The sequence below is a fragment of the Agathobaculum sp. genome (assembly GCF_034098985.1).
Classification (GTDB): Bacteria; Bacillota; Clostridia; order Oscillospirales; family Butyricicoccaceae; genus Agathobaculum.
Window position 1 is genome coordinate 1 of the sequence record NZ_JAXEOA010000021.1, and the last position, 16,233, is coordinate 16,233.

Sequence of the window (16,233 nt, forward strand, 5' to 3'; positions counted from 1 at the left end):
CATCACCATGGGCAGGCGTGTGCCCGACTGCACGGGAAGCTGCTCGAGCGCATACAGCAGGCCGTTGGCCGAACTTGCATTGAATACGCGGCCGCCGCCCGCCGCCGCGCCGTAGCAGATGCCGGCCGCGCTGTGCTCGCCCTCGGCGGCGAGCATCGAGATATCGTGCAGCCCCTCGGCTTTCATCTGGTCCAGGTTTTCCGCGATCTGCGTCGAAGGCGTGATGGGGTAATAGCCCATCACATGATAGTTGATCTGTTTTGCCGCCAGCGCCGCCAGCTCGTTACCGCTCTCAAACACCCATTTCTGCTGTTTGCTCATACCACACCTCCGTTATCCACCCGGCGTTCGTTGTCGAACGAATCGCTCGTGATCCAGCCGTCCGGCCCCGCGTCCTCATATTCGAGGTGCGCAGGCAGCAGGCTCTGGTTGCGCAAAAAGTGGTGCAGCGTATCCTGTTCACGCTCCCGCCCGGCCACCAGCGCTTCGGTGGGACATACGTCGACACAGCGCAGGCAGCCCTTGCAGTGGTGGTAATCCAGCCCGCGGTTTACCATCGCGGGACGCCCCTTATACTCCCCGGGTGCGAACTGGAACACCATGTCCGGGCAGGTAGAATCGCACAGGCCGCAGTTGATGCATTTGTCCTGAATAAAAAGCGGCACCCAGCCTTCGCGCGAGGCCGAAAGGTCGTTCGTCACCGTGCTGCCGATGTGCGGGTTGACGCCGCCGATGGGCGCGTTTTCATAGCCCCAGCGGTTTTCCGGCTCCTCGTATGGCACATAAGGGTACTTGCCGTCGTCCGCAAAGCGGCGGCTATCGGCCTCCGACCAGCCGCGGCGCACGCCCTCGAGGTTGGCTTCGAGCAGGTCGGGGTATTTTTTGCCGACGGTCTGCCGCGCCAGCTCCTCGCAGTCCTTAAGCGGGATAAACCCCGCCGCCTTTGCCATCGCGCCCAACATGACCATGTTGACGCGCGTTTTGCACTCCATCGCGATGCGCAGCGCGTCGATGCAGAAGAGTTCGCCCGCATGTAGGCGCAGTTTTTCCCGCATTTCGTCCGGCGAAAGCGCGGTGTTGACCACCACACGCGTCTTTTCGTCCACGCCCGCGGTCACCGGCAGCTTGCCCGCAAGCGCCTCGTGGAACAGGCCGAGCACATGCGGCTTTTCCACCGGGCTGCTCAGGCGCAGTTCCTGTTCAGGCGCGCACCAGCGGATATAGGCTTTGACCGGCGAGCCGCGCTTTTCCGAGCCGTAGCTGGAAAAATTCGCGGCGTTGAGGCCCAGATAGTCCGCGCCCAACTCGCCGAGCATCTTGCCGCAGAGGTTGGCGCCCAGCCCGCCGATGCTTTCCAGCCGGATTTCATAATATCCGCGCTCGTTCACCTCGGGCAGCGTGATTGGTTCCGCCATTGCAGATCACTCCTTGTCCCTTTTCCATTCATTATCTGCATCCGGGCGCGTTCCATGCATGTTTTCCCAAATTCTCTGCGGCTTTGGCGCCCGCAGAAAAATTTGAAAAAAGCATTGACCTGAAGTATACTTCAAGTGGTACACTGGATAAAAGCCCCTATCCATTCTGTTTGGCAGGTGAACCCAATGGACGAACTCTTCCGCACGCTTTCCTCCCTACTGCCCGGCGCAGTACGTACAGCCTATCTGCCTGCGCTTTTGCGCATCGGCTATCTCACGGAAACGGGCGCGCCTGCCGTCGTCGCGGTGGACGGCCGCTGCGGCAGCGGCAAGACCCGGTTCGCGCAGCTCGCCTCCTGTCTGTTCCCCTGCCGTGTGTTCCACATGGACGATTTCTATCTGCCCTTTTCCGCGCGGCGGACGGATTGGGAGCGTGTCCCCGCCGGAAATATTGACCTTGAGCGGCTGCGGCGCGAGGTGCTTGTCCCGGCGCGCGCCGGTCTGCCCATCCAATACCGCGCGTTCGACTGCCGCACCGGGTCGTTCGGCCCAGCCATTCACATGTCCGCGCTTCCACTAACCATCGTGGAGGGCAGCTATGCGCACCATCCCGCTCTGGCCGGCTGCTATGACCTAAAAATCTTCCTCACCTGTTCCGGCGAGGAGCAGTCCCGCCGTCTGAAGACCCGGGAGGGCGCGCGTTTTGCGGCGTTTGCAAACCGCTGGATCCCGCTCGAGGAGCGGTATTTCCGGCGATACGGCATCGAAGCCTGTCCTCTGCGCGTTGACACCACCGGCCTCTTTCCCGACACAAAATAAAGGAGCGTTTTATGAAACAGACCACAAAAAATCTGGCGCTGGCCGCCATGTGCATGGCCGCCGGCCTTGCCCTGCCGTTTTTGACCGGACAGATTCCCAAAATCGGCAATATGCTGCTGCCCATGCATCTGCCCGTGCTGCTGTGCGGCCTGCTATGCGGCTGGCAGTATGGCGCGGCGGTCGGCTTCGTGCTGCCGCTTTTGCGCTACGCCGTGTTCGGCATGCCGCCGATTTTTCCCATTGGCGTTTCCATGGCGTTCGAGCTTGCGGCCTACGGGCTAATCGCCGGATTCCTCTATCAGCATTCCCGCTGGCAGTGCATTGTTTCGCTGTACCGCTCGCTGCTCGCCGCTATGCTCGGCGGGCGTATCGTGTGGGGCGTTGTCCGGCTGCTGCTCACCGGCATTGCGGGCGAGGCGTTCACCTTGCATATGTTTCTCGCGGGCGCTTTGCTCACCGCCATTCCGGGCATCATCTTGCAGCTCGTGTTCATCCCGGCTATCATGGTCGCGCTCGACCGCACCGGTATGGTGCATTTCCGGCGCGAGCACCCCAAGACGGTTTCCGAACAGCCGTAAAAGAAAAGCTGTCCCCCTGCCGAGGGACAGCTTTTTTCATTTGCTCAATCATACGCGCGGGTGATCAGCCGCCGAGCGACGCACAAAAAATGCATCGCTTTTTCTCAATTGTACGCTATTTGTTCTGGTTTGGAAAGTTTTCACCTTATTTCACAATTTGCCCATCGGTTGAAATCGTAACCACCTGCCAAGGGATCATCTTGCCGCTGTTTTGCAGCGCCGTTACTGCGGCGCGCTCGATGCCGCCGCAGCAAGGCACCTCCATGCGCACCACGGTCAGGCTTCTGATGTTGTTTCGCCGCAGGATCTCGGCCAGCTTTTCGCTGTAATCGCCCTCATCCAGCTTGGGACAGCCGATCAGCGCCACCTTGCCTCGAATAAACTCCCCATGGAAATTCCCATAAGCGTAGGCGGTGCAGTCAGCGGCGACCAGCAGACGCGCGCCGTCAAAGTAAGGCGCGTTCACCGGCGCCAGCTTAATCTGCACCGGCCACTGCCGAAGCGCAGAGGAAGCGGCAGGAGCGGCGCCGGTTTGGGGCTGCTCCTGCTCCCGCTCGATCCGGCGGGACTGGCTGCCCGGACAGCCGCATGGCAGCGGCGCCTTTTCCTGCTTGTTTCGCTGCACAGCCTGCTCGTCATATGCTGCGGCCTCCCGTTCGACAAAGGTGATCGCGCCTGTTGGGCAGACCGGCAGGCAGTCGCCCAGTCCGTCGCAGTAATCGTCGCGCAGCAGCCTTGCCTTGCCGTCCACCATGCCGATCGCACCCTCATGGCACGCGTTGGCGCACAGGCCGCAGCCATTGCACTTTTCTTGCTCAATCTGAATAATTTTTCTAAGCACCGTTTGTTCCTCCTTGTCCGTTTGCTTGACTTGACAGGCTCAGTATAATACAATCTTTCATATCCGTATGTTGTTAAAACAACAGAAAGGAGAAATTGTGGATTATTTATTTTTGAGCCGAACCGCCCTGTTTCACGGCGCCTCCGCTGAAGAGGTGGAAAGCATGCTGAACTGCCTGTGCGCAGTATCCCGGCGGTTTGCCAAAGGCGCGGAAATCTTCCGCGCGGGAGAAGTCGTTTCCTCTATGGGGTTGGTGCTGTCCGGCGCCTTGCATATTGAAAACAACGATTTATGGGGCAACAAAAGCATTATAAACCGCATCCCCGCGGGACATATCTTCGCTGAGACCTATGCCTGCATTCCCGGAGAGCCGCTGATGGTGAACGTTTCCGCAGCCGAGCCGTGCGAAGTGCTGTTTTTAAGCCCCGCCCGCCTGCTGAAAACCTGCCCAAGCGCCTGTCCCCACCACATGAGGCTGATTCAAAATCTGCTGGCCGTCACAGCGCAGAAAAACCTTGCGCTGTCCCGCCGGATCCTGCACACCACACCCAAAACCATCCGTAAGCGGCTCACATCGTATCTGGCGTATGAAGCTGCGCGGCGTGGCAGTGTTTCCTTTTCCATCCCGTTTGACCGGCAGCAGCTCGCGGATTATCTGAGCGTAGACCGCAGCGCCCTGTCGAACGAGCTGAGCAAAATGCAGCGGGATGGGCTGCTACGCGTGCGCAAAAACGAATTTGTCCTAACCTCTATGCTATCGCAATCGGCGGATTGACCGCCGCAAAAAAGAGACTCTGTGACACGTATTCACAGAGACCGCAAAAGAAGCAAAATTAATTTTTGTTAATTTTGGGGACAAACGCCCCCGCATGTGATATAATGAAGCATCAACCAAAAACACCGGCTTTCCGCGTCTCGCGGGAGCCGGTGCTTTGCTTTTTCCGGCGGGAAAAAGCATGAAAATCTGGGCAAAGGGGGTACCCCCTTTGGGAGGGAAGCCTGCGGCTTCCCTCCCAAAGAAATCCTCCTTGCCCGCCGGACACAAAGGAGGAAACGACTATGAAACGAAAGAAGTTCGGGCGGCTGTTATCCCTGCTTACGAGCGTGTGCCTGCTGCTCGCGCTGCTGCCCGCTGGGGCGCTGGCGATCAGCGAGAGCGCGGACGGGAGCGGCGGGATCAAGGTGACCGGGCTGGACATGGCGGATGCCTCGTGGAGTTGCGGCGGCGGTACAGCGCGGTGGGCAAAGGATACCGGTAGGCTCACCCTGACCGGCAGCGGCGAGATCACAGGCAGCGGCAAAGACGGCATCGTGCTGCCCGCCGGCGCGGCGCTCACGGTTTCGGAAAACGCACGCTGGACGGTGACCGGCGCGTCAGCTGATAGTCCGTATTATGGTGTTGCTTCGAATGGCAGCTTGACGGTGACAGTGGCGGAAAACGCGTTCCTGACCGTTAAGGGCGGCAACAAGACAAACCCTGGCTTGCCCAATGCCGGACTGTATGCGGACGGCACGCTGAAGGTGAGCGTCGCCGAGACCGGCAGCCTGACGGCCATTGGCGGGGACGGCCAGAATTACAGCGGGAATGGAATATTCGGATCTGGCATTACGCTGACCAACAACGGCACAATAACCGCAACAAGCGGAAGAAAGCAAGACGGAGCGTTTGATAGTGTAGGCATACACGTGTTGGCACCCGGCCTAACGGTATCGGGCGGCGGAATCCTGCGCTGCGAGGGATACAACGGTATTACAGCACAGAAATCGGGTACAGGCGACGCGGGCACGGTGACCGTCCAGAGCGGCACGGTCGTCGCGCTTGGAAGTGTTAAGTATGGAATCCACACCAAGGGCGGTACGCTGACCGCCGAGCTGGGCGCGACGGTGCTCGCGGCAGGTCCGCAGGGCGGCGTTTATGGCACTGTGACCGGCAATGTGACGCAGTTCAAGGCTGTGGGTGCGTCCGGCAACCCGGGCGCGACGCTCGACCTGTCCGCTGTAACGAATCGATTGATATACGTCTATGACGACGGCGCCGTGGAGTGGAACCCTACCGCCGCTGACGCTCCCAGATTCTCCATGACCGCGCTGGATCAGAGCGATAACAATCAGGCGTTCTATCTTTCCAAAGGCGTGAAATTCCCAAGCGATGGGAGCAAGACCATCGCCGTCACCATCTCAGCGAATGCGGGAATAGAGGGTGTTCGCGGCAGCACACCCGCGGTCGATGCCGGGAACAGCGCGCTGACGTTTTTTACGCCCTACACCGCGGCCGACAATTTCACACCGCAGATCAAATACGGCGTTACGGCGGCGTCTGCCGATTTTCTCGGCGGCAGCTTCAACGTAAACGGGAAGATCGACGCGCCGGCAGCCCTGCGGGACGCGGCCGGGCGGCTTGAAATTACAGAAGACAGCCGCGGGCAGGCTCTGCCGCGGGGCATCACCATCACGCCGCCCGCGGACCATCACAGCGAGCTGCGCACCCTATCGGGCGACGGCCAATTTACACATTTGGCGGGCAGCCCGAGCAACGGGGCGATCCATTATACCAGCACAGAAGACAACTATATTGCCGAAATCGCGGCGGGCACGATTCCGTCCGGCTCTTCCTCGCCGAGCACCTATACGGTGGTGTACAAGGCGAACCACGAAAACGCGCCCAAGGATATCCGCGACAGCGGCCACCGATCGGGCGCAAACGTGGAGATCAAGCCCGGGGATGTCTTTGCAGCCCCGTCGGGCAAGGCTTTCGCGGGCTGGGCGGAGTCGGCGGACGGCGCGGTGAAATACCGGGGAGGGGAAACCATGAAAATGCCCTCGAAGACGCTGAACCTATACGCAGTCTGGCGTGAGACCGCCCCCGGCCTGAACAAAACCGACCATATCGCCTATGTTTCCGGCTATCCGGACGGCACGGTGCGCCCGGATAGCTATATCACCCGCGAGGAAACCGCGATGCTGTTTTACCGCCTGCTGTCCGACGACACCCGCGCGCTGTACGAGACGGACACGCACACGTTCCCGGACGTGGCGCACAGCCGCTGGTCAAACGCCGCGATCGCGACGCTGGCAAACGCGGGCATCCTGAAAGGCGACCCGGACGGCACGTTCCGCCCGGAAGCGCACATCACCAGGGCGGAGTTTGCGGCCATCGCCGCGCGCTTTGATTCGGACGAATACGAGGGCGGCGACCTGTTCCCGGATATCGCGGGGCACTGGGCGGCGGCGGAGATCAACCGCGCGGCGCAGAAAGGCTGGGTCGAGGGCGACCCGGGCGGCCTGTTCCGCCCGAATGATCCTATCACGCGCGCCGAGGCGGTCACGCTGGTAAACCGCGTGTTGGAGCGTGCGCCCGAAACAGCGGACGACCTGCTCGAGGGCATGAAGACGTTCTCCGACAACGCAGACACGAATAAATGGTACTACCTCGCCCTCCAGGAAGCCGCGTCCGCCCACGACTACAAGCGCAAGTCTGACAATATCCACGAAACCTGGACCGCGCTCAAATAAACGCGAGACAAAAGCAAAACATCTGTGCTTTGTATGTGCGCCCCATGCGCAAGCAAGTTATCAAGAAGCCCGCTGCGATTGGAGTGTTTATCGCAGCGAGGTCTCGTTCGCGTCCAGCTCCTTGTCATTTCGTACTGTTATGCCTATTAAAACACATTGTGTCACTCGATCAAACACTTAAATAAAAAGCCTCCCGGTTTTATCATCATTTGATTGACAACGTGTTTTGTAATGTGTATGCTGTCGGCGTGATACTTTATACGCATTACTATTCTGTCGCCAAATAGATGTGTTGCATAAGGAGATGGCTGTCTTCTGTGGAGCACAAATAAGAGCGTGCATCGCTTATCCTGTGCTATGCGGATTTTCCAACGCTGCATATCGGCAGACGGAAGTTTGTACCGAAAGACAAGATGATTGGGGTATGGAAATTGCAGAATCGATAAAACGTTCTTACCTCTTGGGAAAAACAAAAAACAGCACCTTATCTTTCGATAAAGTGCTGTTTTTGGGCGGAGAAGGAGGGCTGCCGGTTAAAAACTCTCTGATAGTTTCCATGTTGAAAAAGCGAAAGATAGCTATTGAATAGACGGAAATTTTGATTTAATTGTTTAGCTAAATTTCGAGCTACGATCCAAATCACGAATCAACTAAACGAATCTGCTTTAAAACAATTTCCTTACCAGAAGCAAAAACACCAACATACTCTTTCCACCTTAATACGTTCCCACCAACAACTATCATGACTGGCTCTGGACAATGCAACTTACTATCTCTGGAAAGGTTAACTATTGTCTGATAATCTATCTTAGAAGGCTTTGGCGATGCATTTGGATGATAATGCCATTCCCCCAAGTAATACTGACCCTGTTTCCACTCATTATCCAGCAATTTTTTTGTGGTAGCACTACTGCGAACAAATTTCACAGGGAAATGTCGTGATCCTTTTGGCGGTTCTGTTGCCCGAGCTATTATTGCCCAATTGTTATTGCTCGAATAATGTCCAATTAGGATGCCGCCAGTCTCCATCGCACCGGATCTGATACACATCTCATGCATTTCATCTAAAATTTCCCCCGGCAGTATAACACCAAAATTTTGTTTGTCATTTATAAACTTAATCGTCTGCATTTTTAATAACCTTTACCGGTTCAAAACCGGCAGAAATCCCACTACGATCCAATTGCTCCAAAACCGCCAATCGCATGTATTCTGGACTGCACACAAAATTCCGCAAGCATTTTATTGCTGTGCTTGTAGCTAGCCAAATATCATCGATACATGCGGGAAATGCCGGATGCCAGCACCCAATCCCATCGCGCGGCAAATCGTTCACATCATATTTTTCTCCATCTGCATCTATATATGGTTTGCATAATTGAAAAAAGGAATGAAAGCTTGGAGATTTGGTTCTGAGCATACCCAAATAGAGATGCTTTGCACCTAATCCGATTGAAATTGTGCAAAACACCTTGTTTTTCTTATATGGGTAAGCAGATAGCAGTTCAAGAACTGTATCTTCTCCTGTGGTGTCAATAATTAGATCATACTTGTCCAACTCTTCGTTAAGCATTCCGTACTGATTTAATTCCAAAGCGTGTGGTATACTTTGAACATCTGCATTAGGATTTGCTTGGTTAAGTCTTTTAGCTAAAGAATCACTCTTATATGCGCATAAATGCTTGGTTGTAAGAGTGTGCCTGCAAAGATTTCCAATATCCAGCATATCGCCATCCATACATGTCAAGCGTGTCACACCCGCTCGTACTAACAGCTCTGCTACTGCTGAACCAATACTACCACATCCAATGAGCATCACATTATGTGCAATAATTTCCTTTTCAAGCCGACCGCGCAAAGATATAGCGCGCCCTCCCCAATTTTGGCTGTACAACCAATCTAACTCCAGATCATCTGGTAATATATTCTCTCTATCATTGCGCCACCATCCAGTCTCATTGGGCCTAAACCCTTTAGGGGCACCATCCCGCCCTTGCAGTTTTAATTTCCAGTTTCGTTGCTTTTGTCCAGATTGAAATCGAGGCGTATTAATATGGCGATTTGATAGTCGGGGTAACAAAAGACCTTGCCACGCCATCTGCATGTTCTCTTCGCCTATTCGTTTGGGGATGGGATAGCCAACGAGAAGCAAGTGCCTGTTATTGTCTCTTGCGCATGGGGCAAAGTTACGCAGTAGCGACCAAAAATCGATTCCTTGCATTTGGCAGACTTCGCTCAATTCTGCTAAAGTAGTAGGAGTCTGCCATACGCGCATCACAGGTGGCGCTTCAAGTTTAATCCACAATGCATCAAGTATTTCACGGTCATCTTGGCAGTTAAACTCTTGTCCCCATCTAGGTAGGTAAACAGACTGATGATTAGTAGTCCAATATCCCTGAACCGTTATTATGCTTACTCCTTGATGCTGTTTTTGATAGCTTTTGGCAATACCGTAGGAGGGCGCGGCCTCCCAGTTGAAAAGCGATGCCATATCTTCATTATAGGCAAAAACAACTTTTTGATCGTTAAAGAGCAATTTTTCTTTGAAGCTTGGTATCTCAAATAAATCCATGTCCTGAATCAGCGTATTAGTAGCCGCTGCGCGTAGCCACATCACTGCTCTACTTGCATACCAATACAGCCTATCATTGCTGTCGCGCGGCTCTTTCGAAAAAGCTTGAATACCTAATGAACGAATGACTAAATTCACACATAGCTTTCCACTGCGCCAAAGTCCATTCTTACTTATACATGCATTGTTACTTTGATGTGGATAAGTATCGATTATGCTATTGTGTGCACTGGGATAAATGTCAATATTCCCATATGGATAGTTCGCATCAGCCGTAATGTACCATTCTGTCATTCGGGGAATTCGTTCATACGACTGCCCTAAGTCGATGGAAAGATGAATATAGAATACCTCGAAATGGTCATCCCATACTAAATCATCAAGTATTGTAATTTCCGGAATCTCTTCTAAGCGCCGTCGAGCTGTTCTCAAGTTTACCGCAACATTTGTTTTACTCATTCGGCAAAGCGACCTGTAGGAACAGCCTCCGTCTTTTCTTTTCGTGGCGTAAAACCGCCTTTGCTATCAGGCTTTCCACTTCCACCTACATATCGGGGAAATTCATCGCTATCGGCAAAAAATCTTCTCCAAAGTGTTACGCTGGTTTCTATGTCTTCAGTATCATATGCCCGACGAGCAATCTTCACAGATTGACATACAGCATCGTAGAAAACCTGATAATCCTCTTCACTTAATTTCCCGAACACATCATGTTCAGGAACACCGCGATCCGGCAAAACAGGCTTTTGTTGATAGCTTCTTGCAATTTTCTCCATAGTGCAGACGATTCCCTCTGCCACGCTATCAATATAGTCCGGGCAACATTCACCAATAAAATGTTCCAACGGATAACTTTTAGGATACTTACTGTCAGGTAGACTAACACGTTTCCACCATTTTAGCGCTTTAACCACATTGATAAAATGCCCGTTACATTTTTTGTTTTTTTCACGCGTCCATCGAATTTGCTCAAGCGGATGTGTACGATACCACCTGTCTTCGTCATTATCCGGCAACAACAATGGTTCTACACGCCAACTCGACTCCGTGGATTCATTAAAGAAATTAATTGTTTCATTGAGTCTCATACCATTTTTCAGGATAGGCATCGTGTTAGTACCTTGAGATTCCAGCATATCCTCGATAGTAAACGCCGAAGACAAGTTTGCTTTTTTGATTTCTCGTACCAACTCTTCGCTTGGCGCTGCAGTAATAACAAAATCCATATCAACCTTTTCCAGTGATATACCAATGGATCGGCTTTGCTGTCGAAATTCCTCATAATATTTTTCTACAAAGGGGGTAACCATTTCGAAAGCCTGTTTCGCGGTCACATCGTTGTGATTGATATTTGTAACTGCAATGACATCAACATCAACTTTAGCATCTTTCTCCGGCTTTATGCAAGTGGATCGCGCATAGCTTCCTTGTAGGAAAGAATCAACCATCAAATCTTTTGTTAGATCATCTGCAACCAGCCGTTGCCGAAGGTTTGTATGCGCTCTAATCAATTCCTGAACCAAACTATCCGGTAATCGAATATTGGCTAAAAAATCAGTAAAATAAGTATTTACTTTGCTCATAATGTTACCTCCTCAATCGGGAATTTTATTGTAGGTATATACGTTCTACTTTCAAGATCAAATTCATAAATTTGAATTTTCCCCCAGTACTCCGATACACGCCCCAAGAAGAATACTAACGCATTCGGAGCAGATATAAAAATATGCAGTATGCGGCCTGAACGAATATCTGTTGCGCTTACTACTTCGTTACGAAGTTTATCTGCCAACCGGCTAGCATGGCAACCATTTCGAATCGCGCTCAAACTCGCCGACTCATTTATACTGCATTTCATATACTTTTTAACTTTCATGGAATTTTTGTTTATAAATTCGACTACATCTCTATGAATATTGTATGAAACGTTCAATTCCAAGACAAAGTCAATAGCGGTTTGACTATCGTCCTCATATTCTATTTTCCAGTCCGTTGACCCCTCATCATAGTCGTTGACACTCCATATTACTGATCCTCCGCATCCGGTTTTCTGCAACACTGCAGCGTTGATACCTGACTTGGGCCTCAGCAACCTTCCCAATGTAAATGCAATTGTATAGTGCGTTTCAAGAAAAAGGAGATATTGTGCCGAATCATCGAATGTATCTTCCACAAAGCGGATAAGCGGGGCATATATATCACGTCTCCAATCCTTGTCCGCTTTTAACTGTTTACCATTGAAAGTCTCCAATAAATCCAAAGTCATATTTGTTTTTTCGAATAGCTTTTTCGTGTTTGGCTCAAAACTCCGCACCCCTATACGGACTTCTTTCTTCTGTGATTTCACTATCAAGGAACTAATTAATAGTTCCATGCGTTTTTCAAAATCTTTTCTTTCAATATATTCATTACGAGTCGTAATCCACTGAAATTGTCCAATTAGTGCTCTCGTGATATTATTTAATTGCTCTCGATCAACATTTAAATTGAATTGCTTTTTGCGCTTATACATAAACGCTAAGATGCTATCCCGCACTAATACTTCAAGGTGATCAGGATCAAAAGGTAAAATTTTAATTACAATAGAATGGCATTGTAGTGCTTTTTCTATTTCTGGAAACGGTTGCAAAGACTTCTCCGCTTTTTGATCCCTTCCCGTATTGGTTTGGAATTTGCGAATGGATTCAGCCAATACGTTAGCTGTTTCATCACATTGGCCCAGCAGACACAGCTCATATACAAGAGAATCAATATCACTCATTAGATCCTGCAGCCATTTAGCAATATCTTTCGCTTTAAATAAATTAATAGATGATTTGACTTGAATAGCTTTTACCACTTTCCCTGATGCCTGCAAAGCGATATCCACCTTATCGTTTTGGGTTTCACACTCCATTTTTACCATATCCCAATCACTGTTTTGCAGCGACTCTAACACGGACACGACGCTCTGATATACGTACCCGCGATTACCTTCTTGTCCACCCATTTTCTCACCCTACATTGCGACTATTATCTGTCAAAAACCGTGAAAGCGCTTCGAAGAGCTCAACATACTTTTCTCTAATACGCTCAAAAATCTCATTCGCCGTCTGCTCTTTATATACATGCGAAGTCAAATTTCGGTCGTTCAAAATATCGATCCACACGGTTTCATCTTCAACCAAACCGTGCGCAAAGGCTTCCCGCATTACCGGTTTCGGGCCGTTTACTTCCGCATAACCCATCGCAAGGAGGTTTTCCCGGCAGGCTTTCCATGCAAGTTCAGTTGTAAACTCAAAACGTTGGATCACGCCGTCCCGCATGGTATCGGAGGGGTTAGCATCATACTCACTGAGCGCTTCGCGTAGGCGTTCGACTGCTTTGCAGTAATTTTCGCGCTTGTTGCTCCGTTCCATAATAACGATTCCCTCCGTTTCGATGTTTTGCAGCAGCGCCGGCTCTACGAACCGATCCACGATCACAAGGTCGATTTTATAAAGCGTATCCAAATCGTCGAGCTGCCCGCGCAGCCGCACTTCCTCTTGAAGTGGCTGCGAAAGCGGGTACACCGCAATATCATAATCACTCTGCGGACGGTGATCGCCCCGAGCGCGCGAGCCGAACAAGACCGCTTTGCGCACGTTGGGGTATTTTTGCAGCACCGCTGTGATTTGCTCCAGCACACGATCTGCTGCCAGCCACTGTTTTTGCTCCAAGGCGTTCACCTACCACTAATATTTGTCTTATTATACCACGTTTCGAGCATCAAGAAAACCTTATTTATTACCTTGTGCTGCGTTAGTTCTCCGATAAAACGTATTCGGCTTCATGCCGAGCCGCTTCATTGCGTCCACGGCGGTGATCTCGCCGCGCCGCCAGCGGGCGACGGTTTGCTCGAAGCCTTCCGGCACAGGAATCTGCTTACGTCCGGTGTATTTGCCCTGTCGCTTGGCGATTGCGATGCCCTCGCGCTGGCGCTGGAGGATGTGCTCCCGCTCGAGCTCGGCCACGGCGGCAAACACGGTCAGCATAAACTTTCCGGTCGGTGTGGTGGTGTCGATGGCCTCTTTCTTGGAGACGAATTCGACGCCCTTGGCCGTCAGTTGCTCGACGAGCGCCAACAAATCCTTGGTGTTGCGCGCAAAACGGCTGATGGATTCGACGATTACCGTGTCGCCTTTGCGGACATATTCCATCATCTTCCTGAGCTGCGGCCGTTCGGTGCTTTTGCCGCTGGCCTTGTCACTATAGATTTCGTCAACACCCAGCTCATGCAAAAGAATCTCTTGCCGCGCGGTGTTCTGCTCCTCGGTACTGACGCGGATATAGCCGATTTTCATATGTACAGTCTCCTTTCTTTTTCAATAAAAACATGGTATACTTGAATATATCAAGCAAGGTGGTAAGCGGTATGAAGCGCCAATACACGATTGATGAAATTCGAGAAATCGTAGCCATACTTGCGCGGCAGTATGGCGCACAGCGGGTCTATCTGTTCGGCTCCTACGCGCGCGGCGACGCCGAGGAACAGAGCGACATGGATCTGCGCATCGACAAAGGCGCGATCCGCGGCTTGGCGTTGGCCGGGCTTTTGGTCGATCTCGAGGACGCACTTGGCGTACCGGTTGATCTGATTCCGACAAGCAGCTTGGACGCGCATTTTCTGAGCGACATTCATACAGACGAGGTGCTGCTTTATGAAGCTTCTTAAGCGAGACAACGGATAATGTCTGCTGCTGCCCAGAAGATGAACAAACAGCATAGCTCTTTTCTCTTCTCAAAAATAAAGAAAACGCTGCGTTTCCGCAGCGTTTTTTGCTATTGACCGACTAATTTTTGAATCTCCGCTTCAGGCCACAGCTCGTTTGGCCAGAAAAACATTTCGTCTTTGCGTTTCTTAAAAATCCGAACCGGTTCATCCGAGTTATCGTAAATATGGCAAATATCGCACACCTCCACAAGCCGTGGAACCAATGCCAATGCTTTACCATATCGGCTTTCGATCTTTTCCCGCGGCACATCGTGCCCGCCGCTCAACACCCGGCTTTTGACCCTCGCAACATTGATTTTCGGATTACAAGTCAGCACATAAACGCAACGGATAAAATAGCCCTGCGCTTTCGCCTGTTCAAGCAAATGCAGGTTGCGTTCGGTCGACAGCACGGTTTCAAACGTAAAGGAAACACGTTGCTCGATTGCTTCCAGCCGCAGATGTTCGGCACGCTGCGCGGCTTCTAGATCGGTGCAGTGTGTGCTGCGTTTGATGTCATCCGCATTGATATAGGGTTCGATCACCTTGGCAAGTTTGGTGATCGTGCTCTTTCCGGAGCCGTTCGGACCGGCGAAAACGATAACTTCCGGTTTTTTAGGCATCCTCGCGCCTCCCGTCCGGATATTCCAGATAGGTTTTCCCTGTCGCTTTATCAAACCGCGCGATTGGCTCTCCGCGTGCCGTTTTTAATGCCTTTTCCAGTTCGACGGCTTTTCGAAAACGCTTTGTCATTTCGTCGTCGGTCATGCCCAACGTTTTGTCAATATTTTGCTCGCTCATGGAACACACCTCCTATGTAAAAAGGCAGTATCATTTGTTTATAGTATAGCACAATCAAATCCGAAAAGCGATAGTATTGCAATAGGGCCTTCCGGGAATGTGACACATGTCAAAACCCCGAAACCGGCCCTATTGCCATGCTTTGCGGCTCTGTCAGATGGGTATACCCTATTGACAGGGCTTATCCGCTGTCAGACCAGTGCGTCACAGCGTCGATGACCAGATCGGCCAGCACACCCAGCGCGCGAAAGATCGGTTCTACCGGAAACATGCGTTCACCTCCTTTCCGTCAGTACGCATACAGCAGCTCGCCCGTCAGCTCGTGGAGCAGGGACGGATCGTAGAGCAGTTCCTCGATCTCGGCGGCCGAGCAGCCGTAGTCCAGCAGCGCGCGCACCTCGTCCGGGCTAACGCCCATGGCCTTGGCCGCGCCGACTAGGTCGCCCGCCCCCGTATCCTCCTCCAAGGAAAAATAGCCGTAATACGGCGCGCACCGCCACCAGTGCCGGAACGTGTGGTGCGGGATAAAGCTGCCTGTGGTGATATTCCCGCTGCGGTCGATTTTCAAAATATCGCCCTCCTCCGGCTGCCGAATTCCGCACGGTACGCCAAGCCGCAGCCGCTTCGCTGTCTTGTGCAGGATATCCTCGGTCGATGCGTAGAGCAGGAAGCCCTTATAATGATAAACGCAAAACGGGTTATCCCCTTTGACCACGAAAAGGTTATCCGCGCTGTCCAGCACCGTGAACACAAAAGAGCCCTCGACTGTTTCGGCCATGCTTTTCAGGCTGGCGAAGTCGAGGGCGTTTTCTTTTTCCAGTAGCTGTACGGCGACGTAGCTGTCGGTCTCGATATTGGTTTTGGGCAAATCCGCTTGCAGCTCATGGTCGTTCCAGAGAACGCCATTGTGCGCCAGCGCAAAGGCTTTGCCTGCACAGTTGCCAAGAAACGGATGGTTGTTA

The 16,233-nt window shown here is 52.2% G+C and carries 17 protein-coding genes and 1 pseudogene; 6 read left to right on the forward strand and 12 right to left on the reverse strand.

All coding sequences use genetic code 11. From position 1 onward, the window contains the following. Positions 1 to 321: pseudogene (locus SO058_RS07190) on the reverse strand (pyruvate synthase); the annotation flags it as partial. Continuing rightward, on the reverse strand, positions 318 to 1,415 hold the full coding sequence (locus SO058_RS07195) for a 2-oxoacid:acceptor oxidoreductase family protein (RefSeq protein ID WP_320842314.1): 1,098 nt from the start codon (positions 1,413 to 1,415) through the stop codon (positions 318 to 320). The pseudogene SO058_RS07190 and the gene SO058_RS07195, both read right to left, overlap by 4 nt. 186 nt (positions 1,416 to 1,601) lie before the next feature. On the opposite strand from SO058_RS07195, the gene SO058_RS07200 reads away from it, so the two are divergent. Further along, positions 1,602 to 2,234 (forward strand): uridine kinase family protein, encoded by a 633-nt coding sequence (locus SO058_RS07200; RefSeq protein ID WP_320842315.1) that lies wholly within the window; start codon positions 1,602 to 1,604, stop codon positions 2,232 to 2,234. A gap of 11 nt (positions 2,235 to 2,245) precedes the next feature. Further along, on the forward strand, positions 2,246 to 2,812 hold the full coding sequence (locus SO058_RS07205) for an ECF transporter S component (protein ID WP_320842316.1): 567 nt from the start codon (positions 2,246 to 2,248) through the stop codon (positions 2,810 to 2,812). 145 nt (positions 2,813 to 2,957) lie between these two features. On the opposite strand, the gene SO058_RS07210 is transcribed toward SO058_RS07205, so the two are convergent. Further along, positions 2,958 to 3,653, reverse strand: a complete 696-nt coding sequence (locus tag SO058_RS07210; RefSeq protein WP_320842317.1) for a 4Fe-4S binding protein — start codon at positions 3,651 to 3,653, stop codon at positions 2,958 to 2,960. Positions 3,654 to 3,750: 97 nt separating this feature from the next. Between SO058_RS07210 and SO058_RS07215 the strand changes: the two genes are divergently transcribed. From SO058_RS07215 to SO058_RS07225, 3 genes are all read left to right on the forward strand, one after another. Further along, positions 3,751 to 4,428 carry a Crp/Fnr family transcriptional regulator gene (locus tag SO058_RS07215; RefSeq protein WP_320842318.1) on the forward strand — a complete coding sequence of 226 codons (678 nt, stop codon included), beginning with the start codon at positions 3,751 to 3,753 and terminating at the stop codon, positions 4,426 to 4,428. A gap of 284 nt (positions 4,429 to 4,712) precedes the next feature. Further along, positions 4,713 to 7,166 carry an S-layer homology domain-containing protein gene (locus SO058_RS07220; protein ID WP_320842319.1) on the forward strand — a complete coding sequence of 818 codons (2,454 nt, stop codon included), beginning with the start codon at positions 4,713 to 4,715 and terminating at the stop codon, positions 7,164 to 7,166. Positions 7,167 to 7,590: 424 nt separating this feature from the next. After that, entirely contained in the window at positions 7,591 to 7,755 is a 165-nt protein-coding gene (locus tag SO058_RS07225) for a hypothetical protein (protein WP_320842320.1), read from the forward strand. Between the two features lie 50 nt (positions 7,756 to 7,805). On the opposite strand, the gene SO058_RS07230 is transcribed toward SO058_RS07225, so the two are convergent. Genes SO058_RS07230 through SO058_RS07255 form a run of 6 tightly spaced genes read right to left on the reverse strand, consistent with a single transcriptional unit; the run spans position 7,806 to position 14,060 of the window. Continuing rightward, a complete protein-coding gene (locus SO058_RS07230) occupies positions 7,806 to 8,297 on the reverse strand; it encodes a Mov34/MPN/PAD-1 family protein (protein WP_320842321.1) in 492 nt (163 codons plus the stop codon). Then, positions 8,284 to 10,197, reverse strand: coding sequence for a HesA/MoeB/ThiF family protein (locus SO058_RS07235; RefSeq protein WP_320842322.1), 1,914 nt, complete (start codon positions 10,195 to 10,197; stop codon positions 8,284 to 8,286). The genes SO058_RS07230 and SO058_RS07235 overlap by 14 nt, the downstream gene beginning before the upstream one ends. Further along, entirely contained in the window at positions 10,194 to 11,321 is a 1,128-nt protein-coding gene (locus SO058_RS07240) for an SMODS domain-containing nucleotidyltransferase (RefSeq protein WP_320842323.1), read from the reverse strand. The genes SO058_RS07235 and SO058_RS07240 overlap by 4 nt, the downstream gene beginning before the upstream one ends. Beyond that, positions 11,318 to 12,727, reverse strand: a complete 1,410-nt coding sequence (locus tag SO058_RS07245) for an SAVED domain-containing protein (protein WP_320842324.1) — start codon at positions 12,725 to 12,727, stop codon at positions 11,318 to 11,320. The genes SO058_RS07240 and SO058_RS07245 overlap by 4 nt, the downstream gene beginning before the upstream one ends. Positions 12,728 to 12,731: 4 nt before the next feature. After that, the gene (gene mntA / locus SO058_RS07250) at positions 12,732 to 13,436 is read right to left on the reverse strand and encodes a type VII toxin-antitoxin system MntA family adenylyltransferase antitoxin (RefSeq protein WP_320842325.1); all 705 of its coding nucleotides are present in this window, start codon (positions 13,434 to 13,436) and stop codon (positions 12,732 to 12,734) included. Positions 13,437 to 13,496: 60 nt separating this feature from the next. After that, complete coding sequence (locus tag SO058_RS07255) at positions 13,497 to 14,060, reverse strand: recombinase family protein (RefSeq protein ID WP_320842326.1); 564 nt, start codon at positions 14,058 to 14,060, stop codon at positions 13,497 to 13,499. 71 nt (positions 14,061 to 14,131) lie between these two features. On the opposite strand from SO058_RS07255, the gene SO058_RS07260 reads away from it, so the two are divergent. Further along, positions 14,132 to 14,431, forward strand: coding sequence for a nucleotidyltransferase family protein (locus tag SO058_RS07260; RefSeq protein WP_320842327.1), 300 nt, complete (start codon positions 14,132 to 14,134; stop codon positions 14,429 to 14,431). 107 nt (positions 14,432 to 14,538) lie between these two features. Here SO058_RS07260 and SO058_RS07265 read toward each other — a convergent pair whose 3' ends face one another. From SO058_RS07265 to SO058_RS07275, 3 genes are all read right to left on the reverse strand, one after another. After that, positions 14,539 to 15,093, reverse strand: coding sequence for a zeta toxin family protein (locus SO058_RS07265; protein ID WP_320842328.1), 555 nt, complete (start codon positions 15,091 to 15,093; stop codon positions 14,539 to 14,541). After that, a complete protein-coding gene (locus tag SO058_RS07270) occupies positions 15,086 to 15,271 on the reverse strand; it encodes a hypothetical protein (protein WP_320842329.1) in 186 nt (61 codons plus the stop codon). Before SO058_RS07270 ends, SO058_RS07265 begins: the two co-directional genes overlap by 8 nt. A gap of 289 nt (positions 15,272 to 15,560) precedes the next feature. After that, positions 15,561 to 16,233, reverse strand: a 673-nt coding sequence (locus tag SO058_RS07275; protein ID WP_320842330.1) for a hypothetical protein, incomplete at its 5' end; no start/stop codon positions are given.

What these genes read in the sequence shown, in the direction of transcription:
- SO058_RS07245 (WP_320842324.1), bottom strand. Translation starts at nt 12,727, where the DNA reads ATGGGTGGACAAGAAGGTAATCGCGGGTACGTATATCAGAGCGTCGTG.
- SO058_RS07270 (WP_320842329.1), bottom strand. Translation starts at nt 15,271, where the DNA reads ATGAGCGAGCAAAATATTGACAAAACGTTGGGCATGACCGACGACGAA.
- SO058_RS07255 (WP_320842326.1), bottom strand. Translation starts at nt 14,060, where the DNA reads ATGAAAATCGGCTATATCCGCGTCAGTACCGAGGAGCAGAACACCGCG.
- SO058_RS07195 (WP_320842314.1), bottom strand. Translation starts at nt 1,415, where the DNA reads ATGGCGGAACCAATCACGCTGCCCGAGGTGAACGAGCGCGGATATTAT.
- SO058_RS07235 (WP_320842322.1), bottom strand. Translation starts at nt 10,197, where the DNA reads ATGAGTAAAACAAATGTTGCGGTAAACTTGAGAACAGCTCGACGGCGC.
- SO058_RS07225 (WP_320842320.1), top strand. Translation starts at nt 7,591, where the DNA reads ATGGAAATTGCAGAATCGATAAAACGTTCTTACCTCTTGGGAAAAACA.
- SO058_RS07220 (WP_320842319.1), top strand. Translation starts at nt 4,713, where the DNA reads ATGAAACGAAAGAAGTTCGGGCGGCTGTTATCCCTGCTTACGAGCGTG.
- SO058_RS07205 (WP_320842316.1), top strand. Translation starts at nt 2,246, where the DNA reads ATGAAACAGACCACAAAAAATCTGGCGCTGGCCGCCATGTGCATGGCC.
- SO058_RS07230 (WP_320842321.1), bottom strand. Translation starts at nt 8,297, where the DNA reads ATGCAGACGATTAAGTTTATAAATGACAAACAAAATTTTGGTGTTATA.
- SO058_RS07265 (WP_320842328.1), bottom strand. Translation starts at nt 15,093, where the DNA reads ATGCCTAAAAAACCGGAAGTTATCGTTTTCGCCGGTCCGAACGGCTCC.
- SO058_RS07260 (WP_320842327.1), top strand. Translation starts at nt 14,132, where the DNA reads ATGAAGCGCCAATACACGATTGATGAAATTCGAGAAATCGTAGCCATA.
- SO058_RS07240 (WP_320842323.1), bottom strand. Translation starts at nt 11,321, where the DNA reads ATGAGCAAAGTAAATACTTATTTTACTGATTTTTTAGCCAATATTCGA.
- SO058_RS07200 (WP_320842315.1), top strand. Translation starts at nt 1,602, where the DNA reads ATGGACGAACTCTTCCGCACGCTTTCCTCCCTACTGCCCGGCGCAGTA.